The sequence below is a fragment of the Acinetobacter sp. AG1 genome (genome assembly GCF_001005525.1).
In the GTDB taxonomy this organism is placed as follows: Bacteria; Pseudomonadota; Gammaproteobacteria; order Pseudomonadales; family Moraxellaceae; genus Acinetobacter; species Acinetobacter modestus.
Window position 1 is genome coordinate 1 of record NZ_LBMZ01000104.1, and the last position, 11,960, is coordinate 11,960.

Genomic DNA, 11,960 nt, shown 5'->3' on the forward strand with positions numbered 1-11,960 from the left:
TTCTGAATATCCTGCACATGACTCAGGTCATGTGTTGACTGAGATGATTCTTGTTTGGGTTCATCTGTATAAAACTCCTCCACAATATCCACCCCCTCTTCACCACCGACCTCAAAGCTGGCATTGCCGTAACCCTGCCTTGCCACATAATCCAAAGCCTCCTGATAAAATCCTGCTGCCTTACTCTGCTCATCAATTTGTTTGGCTGAAGTAATCGCTTCTTTAAGATTTGTGCCGTCACGTAAGGTTAAATCCACGTAATAGATCGGAGTACGATAACTTTGTGTAGTGCTTTTACCTCGTAAAGTCAGTTGTAATGGCAAGCATGAAAGTAAATCACCTGAAGCTGCATGGTAATAACTCAGTCGTGCTGCCAGCGTCCGAATACTATTAAAGCCTGTGGTTCTAAAGATAAATGTACCAAACTCATCTGATTCATCTAAATTGACATAGAGTCTTCCGTAGGGCTTGCATAGTCCACCCTGTGCCAGTGGACATAAATCAGGTGATGGGCATGAGTGTTGTTCAATGCCATTTGGTCCAAGTCGCTGACAGCTTTCGCCATTGCCTGAGCAGATTAAACGTCCTGTTTGTCGATCAAATAAGCTGTACTCTGCTCGTAGGTTCAATTCAGGATCATTGAAAATCATCCGTACTGGAATGGTTCTGAGTTTTTGGTTTTGATTGGGTGCTTTAGCACGTAGTTGCTCATCTAATGGATGTTTCACCCAACCATCCTTATTTTGGATTTGGCTGGTAATGGTAAACTGATCATCCTTTTCAGGCAGTCTTTTTCCATTCTTTTCGACAATCTTGCCGATGCTGATACGACCGAGTACAGGTGGGGTAATAGCTAAACCTTTAATCATGGTGATGTCCTCTATAGTGATGTATAAATTCGGGTAAATAAAATTTTGCGCATAAAAAATCCCATACCTATTGAGGCATGGGATCAGTGATTTTTTGATATTGATTGATTTGATACGTAGTTAGGAAATAAATGGTGGATATGCGTTTCTTCCTTATCCACCATTCGGGTAGATTTGAAATCTTCGCGTTCCTGCTTTAGTTTGAGGGAACTGCTGTAGGTATTCAGGATGCTCTTTCAGTAAGGATTTACTGTCTAGGCTGACCGAGTCTTGAGACTTTTTCCAAGTGACTGATCCACCTGTAAATACCGCTCTCTCTGCATCTTTCATCATCATTTGTAGTTGATGTTTGAGTTCATCAAAATACTGTTGGTGTTGCTCAACCTTATGCCTTTCCTCAAGCAATTGGTTAAATAAATAGTTGGCTTGTTCATTTTGGCTGAGGTCTTCTACTGATAACGGAATTTGCTGAGGGTAGAGTTGCTGCAAAGCTTTGGCTGCTGAATCAGAAGCATCGACACTCGGTGGAATATCTGATTCCACACATTGCCAGAAGTGACGTTCGGCATTAATGATGTGCTGGATCACGGTTTCATTCCGTGTGACTTTGAAAATCTTGGTTTCATGTCCACAGATCAAGGCACAAATATGTGCGGCTTGTTTACCTGTGACTGCCAGTTGATGTTGTACCTGACAGAGGACATAAAGTGGTACACCATCTCGCCAAAGCTTAGAGCCATATTCCCCCACGGTTTTACATTCCAAGATTTGAACTTCTTCACTACCCACTACGGCATAATCCAAATTCGCCAACATAAAGCGTTTGTCTTCATCAGGGTGTTGCAGCACTGCATTGACTCGACGCACCTTATTATTGGTGTGCATGCTGTAGTATTCAGCGACCAATGGTTCAAGTTGTTTGCCCCAGTACAAAGGGGCATAGCCTGCACTTTCATCCTCGATGTTTTGTTGCATCCGACCTGTTTTGATCATCCACAGTTCCAACATCGACATATAAGGATTCAGTCCACAAGCGGTAGCGGCATCACTGCTGCCAATCCCCTGTTTTCTGACTTCGAGCCATTGCTGATAATTCATCTGCTTGGTATTGGCGAGACGCTTGGCTACTGGAGCTTTGGTTTTTCGTGGTTGCGTATTCGGTCGATCACGTTTGCTTCGGGTTCCTACCTCAATCTGCTGGGTTGATGAGTTTTGTGTGAGTTGATTTAAGTTAGGTACATAGGGTTGTAGTGGTGGGTTATTTAGTGTGTTCTGAATCTGAGTATTCGTATTCATTAGAAATATTCCTGTAGCGGTAAAAGTGTAAAAGCTGAATTTCGAGCATAAAAAAAGCCACATCGGGGATGATGTGGCGAAATGAGAATTGCAATGCTTGTTACGGCTTTACCGTATGTTTAAATTAATTGGCTTAGCTTAAATAAAACTGAAAATAATTTCAGCGAGTCAAATAGTTTTAAGCCACCATTCGCAGGGCTTGTTCAAGTCCTCGTTGTTTAATCGCTGCCCCTGCACCGAACCATGCTGAATCGAGTCGATGATCAGTACTCATCGCTCGACGTTCATGATCACAAAATTCTGTGATAGAGCAAAGTAAACCATACGCCGTATCTTTGGCTGAGCTGAGTTCTGCCCCTCGCCCATGTCCGTTAAACATAGTCATGACTTTCGACATGGCACGTCCATTCGGTTCAGTTTTATTATCAGCTTTACTTACTGGCGTGATGCCTTGATTTGGCATGGCTGCATTGCGATAGAATTGAATGATGCTTTCATCCTGTTCTGCTGTACTCAGGCTAGTGTTGTTAAACACTGCATCAAAGTAGGCTGCTGCTTCCTGCTGGGTCACTTTACGCTGACTCAGTTGTTTCATTTCATACATATGGTCATCCCATGCACGCACTGAAATCCCCAATTGCTGTTTAACTTTCTCCGCATCGAACTTTGTACTGTGAGGGACTTTAACCACACCTGCACTATTATTCTGTCCTTTGAGGGCAATGGCTAAAGTATTGTTGCAGACAACTCGAATAGACGTGAATTGAGCGGTGGTTGCCAGTGTGCCATCACAGGCGGTTGCCAATAAAATATAGCCATTGCTGACATCCTTACCTTTTAAGGCTGAGCTTTGTCCTGTACGTGCCAGTGCCCAGAATTTCTTACCTCCTTTGAGTACCCCTGCGGTTTCCAGTTCAAAGCCTGATTGCTCAGTCAGGTCTTTATAGAAGTGTAGAATTTCCATCGGTTGCACTTCCTGAAAGCGTTGACTCACTACCGATAAAGGCTCATGCGTGTCAGAGCGGTAAAGTACGCGCTGTTCTTCAAAGGGCATAATAATGTTTTGTCCTCGATGGTTTTGTGCCATGTAACTGACATCCGAAGATTCAATCCGCCAATCCATACCTGCCTGTTGTGCCCAGACTTCGATGGGTTGGTTTGGAGTCAGTTGATTGCCCAAACCATGCCAAGGGGTTTGTCCAACAAATGCCATGGTTTCAACTAAATGTGCCATAAGAATCATTCCTATATAAAAGTGAAGTTGTTTAAAAATAAAATTGCGTAAAATCGGGTGTATACATTTGAGATTTGATACTGAAGCTTAAGCAGCCACAGCAAAGTTTTGTCCGCATTGCAGACAGCGGTAATGTTGGGCGGATTTATAATGCTGATAGAAATAATGCTGACTGACCAAGACCAGTGTTCCACCGACCACCACACCAATCAGCCCACCGATATACGGGGGAATGCCTGCTTCTTTTGCTAACTTGATACCCAGTGCAGCCATCGCTGGCGGTGAGAATGCATCGAGAATTTTTTCAAAATACTGCGGACTATTCGGTTGGGATTCTCTGAGAATCACCTGTTCAGAATGGCAATAAGGACAATGTACGCTGCTCATCACGGAAGTCCTGTAAGTCGATTTGGATGTTGAATATTTATGTCTGAATTTTTAGATTTTTCAGGCATAAAAAACCATGCCGCTTGGGCATGGTTGATGTGTGTGCTTTCGGTTTGTTATTTAAAGCTATAACTTGCTGCACCTTGATCAGTCTCAATATCGACCTTCACTACAGCATCGTAGGAACAGCGCAAGTACAGTTGTAGGGATTGTCCAATCTGGAAATAGGCAGGCAGCTTGATTGGATCATTGTATCGACCTGTATAGCTACAGCGTCCATTATTCACATCGACTTTGTTGAGTGTGATCGGTGTAGAGTCCACTGAACGTAAAGTCAAAATCACATAGGTTCGGTCATACAGTCCACCTTGGCTATATTCCGTATTGAGGTTGACTTCCATACGATCGGGGTTAAAACCTGAACCACATCCTGTCAATATCAGTGGCAATGTGATCAAGACAGGCAGTAATAATTTAGTTAATCGTTTCACAATTCTTTTTCCTTTATTCGGTTTACTTTCTTGAATGTTAGAACAGCACTCAGTCAGGTTGTGTCTTGGCTAGGTGCTGGGTCTTCAGAGAGGTAATATGTATTTGAAATTTCTTTATTCTGATTAAATATCCAAGCCATTCACATTGGACAAAGCTGCTAGGGTCTGCGATTAAGCGGATTCTAGAAATTCCTCTAAACAGTTGCGTGCTTGGTTCAGTTGTTGTGCCCGTTGTTCAATCAACTGTCGTACCGCTGGAGGCAATTGTTGGTATTGATCAGGATGGAAATCCGCCATCTTACGACGGTAAGCTTGGGTCAGCGTTTGACGATCCAACTGTTCAGGAGATATTTCGAGTAACTCACAAGCCGCTTGTTGTGCTTGAGTCAAGGTGTTGGTCGGCATGGAATACGAGAATGCTGAAGTACGCTCTTGTTCTGCTTCGCCATGGCCCGTCATAAATACGGGAAATTGTGCAAGAATATTTGATGCAGTTGCTTGATCAACATTGAAAGCTGTACTGATCTGAAAGAAATGGCTTCGTGCTGTTTCAACCTCAAAGTTCCTTTTTTCCATCAAGACCAGAACTTCTTCAAGCAAGCTATGGCATAGCTGTGGCGGCAGGGTGTTTTGAATCGAAGTCACTTCATCTAGGATTTCAAAAAAATCGAATTGCTGATCTTGTTGCATGAACTGAGTGAGGAAGCTTTGATCCTGTTGATGGATAAAATCACGGTCAAATAACTGACGCATCAATGTCCTCATCTGCTCATTCCACTCACCTCGCCACCCCAGTAATAAGTAGGCATACAGTTTGATGATCGGTTGTAGATTGGCAATGGTGTGATTGCTTTGTTGATGTTTTTGCCGTGTAGATGCAGATGACAATGAATCAGTCTGTGTTTTATAAAGCGCACAATATTGATTCAGGAAATCTGCCAATAGCCTTAACCCTGCCTTTTCAGGTTGAGCCAAAGTCACTTTAACAGTGCCATTGATCACTAACTGTTTACTGAGCATTCCCATCGCATAACCCACTGACGTGATTGCTTTCATTGGATAGGTATTTGCATTGGCAAAAGCTTCTTTGAAATAGATGCCTTGTGTCGTCAGACATAATCCATTTTTGCCCTGACCAAATACCGTTTCATCGACCAAGAGTAATACTTCTTCAGGCTTGGTCTTAGGAGGCAGATAGCTCATGGCACCTAGAATCTTGTTCATAGGAATCTGGGGTGTTAGGAAAATAGCGGGGTCAGCCTGTAATAAATCCAACTGCGGGAACTGTTGTTTAAATTGATTAAAGTCCATCATTATTTTTTCACTCTTCATCTTTATGATCGTGCTTAGTTCGATGCAACCAATTGCCAGCCTGTCTCTGAATCATAAGGACGTAGATGGACGACCTGATCTTTGAGGAAGGACTGCTGATATTCATCATCAAAGCGTTCAACCGTGATCTGACAGCGATAGATGTCGTATTTAGAACTTGTCCCTTCTTGCCCTGCAAACAGATTGCCAACCTGACATTGCTGTAACTTGATCTGGATCACTGAGGCATCTTGAGCATGTAATAACTGAAGCACTGCATCTGCTTGAGGCAATTCAGTCGGTGTGTGCTTACTGCCACATCCATACAGGCTGCCGAGTAACAACAGACCACACAGGAGTTGGATGTTTGGTACGGATTTATGTTTAAAGATCGCTAACATTTACAGTGCCCCCTCAATATCACTAGCCCCTGCATTGAGGCTAAGCTGGGTGATTTCTTCTTCAGTTGGTGGTCGAACATCGAGTTTAGGCTCAGCTTGTTGCTGTTCAGGCGGATGGTATTGCTTGAGACCAAACTGGAAAGGCAGCTTTTGTTTGAGTGGGTATGGCTGTTCTGAATTGAGTGCTTTGTTTGACTCATCTGCATTTAATGGGTGAGTGGTCAAATACAGTTGTGAGGGATTGATGGTGGCTAAGCGCAGATAACGATCATCATCGTTATTGTGCTGATACAGGATGGCTTGTTCTAAAACCAATTGCCCTTGCTGCATACTCAAAATAAAACCAAGATAGTTTCGCTTATCTCGTTCATCTCGTAGATTGCCTAAAATGATTTCTGCATCTTTGGCTGAAGCACCAAATACCAGATTGAGCTTGGATACAGTCGAATCATAGTAACCCGCTGCGTTGGTACTGGATGCCTGTATGTGCATGACTTGCCGATCCGCATCATACTGAGCTGAGTCTTCACTGGATGGGCTGAGTACATTGATCGCAATGGGATAAGCCAAATAATTTAAGGCATCTTCCAATCGTCCAAGCTCAACATTGAGATGGGCTGTGGCTTTTTTTAAAGTACCTTGTTCTGTCTGAATCCGTTGCTGGTATTGCTCGGTAGTTTCAAACTCCCCTTTGCTCTCTCCTGCAACTGGGGTCTTCAACATTCGTGCATGGTTAATCACTAAATCATTGGCACTGGCAAATAAGTCATTGTTGAGAAATTCCAGTAGCAATTCTTGATTGGGTTTTTCGATTCCTAAGAGCAAGATTTGATTGGGCTTGAGTTGCAGTTTTTCTCGGAATTGTAGCAATCCAGATCGATTGCCTGATTGACCATGCAAATAATCACGGAAGCCTGAAACATCAGATTCGGGCAGTTGTTGTTGATTAAGAAAAGGTTGTATTGCTTTGGCTTCGACCAAAACAGGTCGATGTGTTGGTGCGAGTCGTTGACTGAGTGCTGCATTTTCGTCAGGGCGTAAAACTTCAGTGGAAGCATTTTTATTTCCACAGCCGATCAGTAAAAATGATCCGAGCACACAGACAAACAGAGGATGGAGATCCTTCATTTGTTTACCCCAGATAAAATTATTGTTTTGGTTATGCTGTTATTGGTCTAACGATGACAAAGCCGTACACAGCACTGGGGTATATAAAAGAATGAGAAATTAAGAGGATTTAGACGCATGGGCGACTCCTTGTGTAATTAAAGAGCTCTACCACATCACTGTCATTTGATGGTGGCAGGAGCAATTGAGGGTTGACAGACTGGTACACAAGAAGCCAGCACGCACAAGGCGTCCCTCAATCACCCCTACCGCAACGATTGAGGGACGAACGAGTCCGCCACCAAAAAGCGAACTTTTTGGTGTCTTGTGTAATGGTCTGTCAAAACCAACTGACAATGTAGGTCAGCATCGAAAGGATAATCAGCAAATTTTAGAGTGTCAATGTTCTAACACCAGTGAATGTTTAGGTTATCTATATTTATTCACAAGTAATCATAATCACAGAGACTTAATAATAGCCGCAGCAGAGTGTTAGTTTTAGTGAAAAGACATCAAGCTTAGCTGAGAGTTTCAGGACTTCTATCTTGGTTATGGCGAAATGATGGGTTAACAAGCTAAGATATTGAATAAACCTCAAGTTGAGGTAATTCCACGTTCACTGATCTTTTGATCAATCCACGTATTAACCTCATGCGCAATCCAACCAACTCGTATGCCCCTCAAATTCCTCCATATCTAATCAAATAGATACAGAGGTTAATTGCTTCACATTTGATTTTTGAATCACCATTTTTTGCCATGAAAGGTTTTAAACCCACGTGTTAGGATACAAATCTTATTCATCTTTTCCGATACACTAGAAGCAACTTCAGGTACATCGTCTAAATCATCTAAAGGGGCTTTTGGCTCAGGAAATGCCAGAACTTCATCACGGCCCAAACCAAAAGGATTAGCTGCTGGCTGCTTAGCTTGCTCCTCATCTATAATCAATAACATTCCTAATCCATCAGTTGCTTCTTGCCATAATCGCTGTATCAAAGCTGAATAATTCGTATCAATAGAATAAAAAACTTTTTGAAAGGTTAAGTAAAAACGAATTACGTAGCAGTTTCTGTAGCTATCACGAATTAAGTGATAGTAAGTAAATATGACTTGGCCTCTAAACCAAGGTTGGCATTTCAAGTTTTTTTCAAATTTTCGAAAGGATCGAATCACCCAATTAATCGATTGCAGTTGCTCTGTTCCTGAAGGAAAACTCAGATAAAACTTAATATCTGGTGCATCTACACTTATCTTGCTCACTCCAATATAAGAATCTCGAATTTGATTGATATGCTTCTCATATTGCTCATTGCACTGATGTAAAAACTCAATAAAGCCCGTCGTCCAAAATAGTGTCTTGAGTTTTTCAAGAATCTGCTCAATCATCCATTTCTTAGTATATGTCGTATCTGGTACAAAGTAATACACACACGGATTTACCTGTGATAACACACAAAAATAAGCATTTCGAAATAGAGTAATCCAAAAGCCCAACTCAGCATCTCGATGCGAATACATCAAAAAATTCCAATCGTAAAAATAATCAGATAAAACCTGTAACCATTCCTGTTTCAGATTCTTTTCATTTTCAACATCGCTTTTCTTGGAACCTGAAGCCCCATAGCGCACCTGAGTAAAAAAATCATGCACATCTTTCTCTAGGCGTGGTGCTGTTTGGTGTTCAATGTATGTAATATCCATGGAGGTCGTTCTACAAGGTTGTGGATTTCATAGAACTGCCCCATCCATATTTTTTTACAGGCACTTAATCGGATATGAGTTGATAGTTACGCCCATGCACTCGGTAAATGCCTTTAAAGAAGGTTCTTTTATTAATCGGTTTAACTAACATCTGTTGTAGATACTTTTCTGGATTCGTTAAGTATTTAGCAACATTCAACGCATTTTGGAACTCTTTTGGATGCTTACGGTGAATCATGCCAATACCCAGTAAGCCTTTAATGGCAAACTGTTCCTTGTTTTCTTTAGTATTACCATTCCTCCCATATCCCCAGCTATGTGTAATAGCACGCCATTTTAGAATGACCTGATCCCCGAGATACCAATCCTGACAGCGTTCTGAGCCGTTATAGACTAGCATTAGATGCGCATGATAACCCTTTTTATACCCTTGCTCTAAAGCTAAACCGTAACCCAATAAATGCTTAAAACAGCCATTCTTATCTTTTAGATACTTGCATAGAGACTGGATATGGAGATAGAAGTCATGAACTGTAACATTTGACATAGAGTCTTTTAAATAGCCCAAATCCACACGAACAATCAGAACTTGATAATGATCTTGAATCATTTGCTGAACATAAGTCAGAAAGTTATCTTGATTAGCTGATTCCTGCTGCCTGAATAAGCGAATCTCATCTAGAATCTGACTACGGTGACTCCTCAATCTTCGCACTAACTTTAATACTTCAATTGAAGATAGCTGAAATAAATAATCCTCAAGACATAAAGTCCCTCTTAGTGCCTCGATGACTTGAGTCATATCTTTAAAAGCCTGAATGGATGCACTGTACTCAATATCGTCTTGATCAAAGATCTGAAATGCAGGAATCAGTGAGCAAAGATGTATGATAAAGGAAGATTGATTTAGCTCCAGATTCAGCACCCAGTCAACGAAGCCATCTACGGCTTTCATGACGCCAGCTTGATGAGTTAAGTCATATTGCATTGAGATGCTCCTTCGTTATGTTTGGTACATAACTAAGGAGAAAACATTATTTTTTTATGTATAAAAAAGCTTACATGGCGAATCCTACACCAAGATCCAGATCGATCTCAGGGTTAATCTTGATAAGTTGAATTTAGGGATAGTAGCGAATTGATTGACTGTTACAAGATTCCATAGACATCTTATTAAGTCTCTAATTTCACTATGGGTATATTAGTGATGTGTTTATGATTGAATTCATTAAGTATTTATTAATATTAATTTAATAGTATTATTTACCGACTTATCACAACACTCAGTAGTTGCAAAATCAATCGATTCATAGATCAATCTATTTTCCGCCACCCTATAAACCCTGTATTTTCAGAGAAAATCTCATTTACGAGAGTTAAGGCAGAAATTAGCATTTCTCATACAAAAGTCACTCAAATTTATCACCCAAGCATTTTTCGTTGAGTAGACCTAACTCGATTTGTTTCTTTAAATCGTAGTCTATTTGCTTGATAGAACGTTTATATGCCTTAATGACTGCTGATTCATAAATTTTAGGATCTGTAATCTTTGCCTCAGTATATTGAATACAAAACAGCTCATCATGCTTAAGATGAGAATCAGAACTAAAGTAAATTTTATGAGACATTAATTTGCCAACGCAACCTAGCGGCACCACTTTATTGTCATGTTTACGATCCGTAATCTCAGCCAGAACATCCAAAATATGGCTCAGCTCACTTCTATAGACATATTGTATAAGTAAAGACAGAATTTGCTGTTTCAAATGATTTTGAGCCATCATGATATCAGACAGCTTTATAAGAAGAGTATTGGCTTTTCGCTCTATCTGTTCTACAACCCTAACCTCCTTAAACGACTTCACCATCATAAGTTTTACATTTTCAGGCACCAAATGACCCTGTAGTTGGTGAATAGTTAAAGTGATGTAAGGACAATGAGATGCAAGATAACAAAACATATATTCCAGTCTTTTAAAATTTAATTCTTCTGTGTTTAACAATAGTTCTTTTTGTTCGGAAGCATGGCTACGTGATAGCTGAAACTCCTGATGAAACTTTGTATTAAATATTTCGCCTGTTTGCAGGATATTCGGGATTGAATATTCATTAGATTCGAGAATATAAGCATTTTCCACAGAATCTGATGTTTTATTTCGGTTTAGAATAAACTCTGTAGTTTTAAATTTACTCAAGGGTTCATTAGGATCCCATCTATCAACTGATTCAAGAAGCTGTTTTAAAATGGTGGTCTGTTGAGGGCGATTGAAAATTAAATATCTCCCAAAAATTCGTTTCTCGCCCCAAATCGCGTGAGAAAGGTTGAGAAAATAGATCGCAGAAACAAAACTCAAATATACATTGTTTAATGTCCCATCAAGTTTAGATCGAAGAATCCCCATGCTAAGTAATTCTGCAATCGCGCGTTGTAATGCATTACGGCTCATTCCTGTCCAATTAGATAATTCATAAGTTCCTACATTTAAAACAACTCCATTAGAATCACTTGACAGCACGATGTTCACTAACACAAGCCACTGCTTATAATTAAGCTCTAATAATTGATCAGCATTTTTTTGTTTATGGCTTATTTTGACATCAAATATTAGTCCAAACAGAATTTCTAAAAAATCATATCGTGGATAGCGAGCGGCAAGTTCAGAAGCAGTTTTTTTACCCCCCATTATTTTATGACTTTTTTTTGCCGATTTATTCTCTTTTAACTCTGCTGTAGATTGATCACCTTCTTTTGCTTTTTCCAAAGTAACAATCAACCGATCAGATGGCATCCACCTCCATCGATAACCCACTTGTCTGGGTAAAAGTCCTATATTCAACTTAAAGGATTTTTCATCTACCTGCTCACATAATCCTTTTTCGGCTAAAGCTTTTAATGATTTTTTTAATGTTAACCAATTCACCTTAACTTCTTCAGCTAGAGTTTTTAGGTCCGCTAATGAAATTTTCCGACCTCCATAACAGATCAATAATCTTAAAAAAATAATACGATCAATAGGAGCTAAATTGATTTCCATCTGCCTGAGCATAAGTATTGCAATCGCCTTTAGTTCTTCTTGTCTATTTAGCGATTTTTCATATTTTTTCATAAAAACAACTATTAAAAATAAATAATGATTAATTTAACTTAATATATAATGTT

At 40.2% G+C, this 11,960-nt stretch carries 11 protein-coding genes; all 11 read right to left on the bottom strand.

The window, feature by feature from the left end; translation table 11 throughout:
- On the bottom strand, window positions 1–869 hold an 869-nt coding region (locus AAV96_RS06605; RefSeq protein ID WP_046738743.1), incomplete at its 3' end, for a hypothetical protein.
- A gap of 153 nt (window positions 870–1,022) precedes the next feature.
- Entirely contained in the window at window positions 1,023–2,165 is a 1,143-nt protein-coding gene (locus AAV96_RS06610) for a YqaJ viral recombinase family protein (protein ID WP_046738744.1), read from the bottom strand.
- A gap of 178 nt (window positions 2,166–2,343) precedes the next feature.
- Window positions 2,344–3,399: a DUF932 domain-containing protein gene (locus AAV96_RS06615; RefSeq protein ID WP_046738745.1), complete on the bottom strand. Its 1,056-nt coding sequence runs from the start codon at window positions 3,397–3,399 to the stop codon at window positions 2,344–2,346.
- A gap of 87 nt (window positions 3,400–3,486) precedes the next feature.
- The gene (locus AAV96_RS06620; protein WP_046738746.1) at window positions 3,487–3,786 is read right to left on the bottom strand and encodes a hypothetical protein; all 300 of its coding nucleotides are present in this window, start codon (window positions 3,784–3,786) and stop codon (window positions 3,487–3,489) included.
- A gap of 116 nt (window positions 3,787–3,902) precedes the next feature.
- The gene (locus AAV96_RS06625) at window positions 3,903–4,277 is read right to left on the bottom strand and encodes a hypothetical protein (protein ID WP_046738747.1); all 375 of its coding nucleotides are present in this window, start codon (window positions 4,275–4,277) and stop codon (window positions 3,903–3,905) included.
- Window positions 4,278–4,448: 171 nt separating this feature from the next.
- Window positions 4,449–5,591, bottom strand: coding sequence for a J domain-containing protein (locus AAV96_RS06630; protein ID WP_046738748.1), 1,143 nt, complete (start codon window positions 5,589–5,591; stop codon window positions 4,449–4,451).
- 32 nt (window positions 5,592–5,623) lie between these two features.
- Window positions 5,624–5,989, bottom strand: a complete 366-nt coding sequence (locus AAV96_RS06635) for a hypothetical protein (protein WP_046738749.1) — start codon at window positions 5,987–5,989, stop codon at window positions 5,624–5,626.
- A complete protein-coding gene (locus AAV96_RS06640; RefSeq protein WP_046738750.1) occupies window positions 5,990–7,117 on the bottom strand; it encodes a hypothetical protein in 1,128 nt (375 codons plus the stop codon). It lies immediately after the preceding gene.
- A 723-nt stretch (window positions 7,118–7,840) separates the two neighbouring features.
- Complete coding sequence (locus AAV96_RS06645; RefSeq protein WP_046738751.1) at window positions 7,841–8,800, bottom strand: hypothetical protein; 960 nt, start codon at window positions 8,798–8,800, stop codon at window positions 7,841–7,843.
- A 64-nt stretch (window positions 8,801–8,864) separates the two neighbouring features.
- A complete protein-coding gene (locus tag AAV96_RS06650) occupies window positions 8,865–9,788 on the bottom strand; it encodes an inovirus-type Gp2 protein (RefSeq protein ID WP_046738752.1) in 924 nt (307 codons plus the stop codon).
- A gap of 421 nt (window positions 9,789–10,209) precedes the next feature.
- Complete coding sequence (locus tag AAV96_RS06655; protein ID WP_046738753.1) at window positions 10,210–11,907, bottom strand: hypothetical protein; 1,698 nt, start codon at window positions 11,905–11,907, stop codon at window positions 10,210–10,212.
- Window positions 11,908–11,960 lie beyond the last annotated feature (53 nt).

Bases quoted from the DNA above. Each gene is read 5' to 3' on its own strand.
- AAV96_RS06635 (WP_046738749.1), bottom strand. From the start codon at position 5,989: ATGTTAGCGATCTTTAAACATAAATCCGTACCAAACATCCAACTCCTG.
- AAV96_RS06650 (WP_046738752.1), bottom strand. From the start codon at position 9,788: ATGCAATATGACTTAACTCATCAAGCTGGCGTCATGAAAGCCGTAGAT.
- AAV96_RS06615 (WP_046738745.1), bottom strand. From the start codon at position 3,399: ATGGCACATTTAGTTGAAACCATGGCATTTGTTGGACAAACCCCTTGG.
- AAV96_RS06630 (WP_046738748.1), bottom strand. From the start codon at position 5,591: ATGATGGACTTTAATCAATTTAAACAACAGTTCCCGCAGTTGGATTTA.
- AAV96_RS06620 (WP_046738746.1), bottom strand. From the start codon at position 3,786: ATGAGCAGCGTACATTGTCCTTATTGCCATTCTGAACAGGTGATTCTC.
- AAV96_RS06655 (WP_046738753.1), bottom strand. From the start codon at position 11,907: ATGAAAAAATATGAAAAATCGCTAAATAGACAAGAAGAACTAAAGGCG.
- AAV96_RS06610 (WP_046738744.1), bottom strand. From the start codon at position 2,165: ATGAATACGAATACTCAGATTCAGAACACACTAAATAACCCACCACTA.
- AAV96_RS06645 (WP_046738751.1), bottom strand. From the start codon at position 8,800: ATGGATATTACATACATTGAACACCAAACAGCACCACGCCTAGAGAAA.
- AAV96_RS06640 (WP_046738750.1), bottom strand. From the start codon at position 7,117: ATGAAGGATCTCCATCCTCTGTTTGTCTGTGTGCTCGGATCATTTTTA.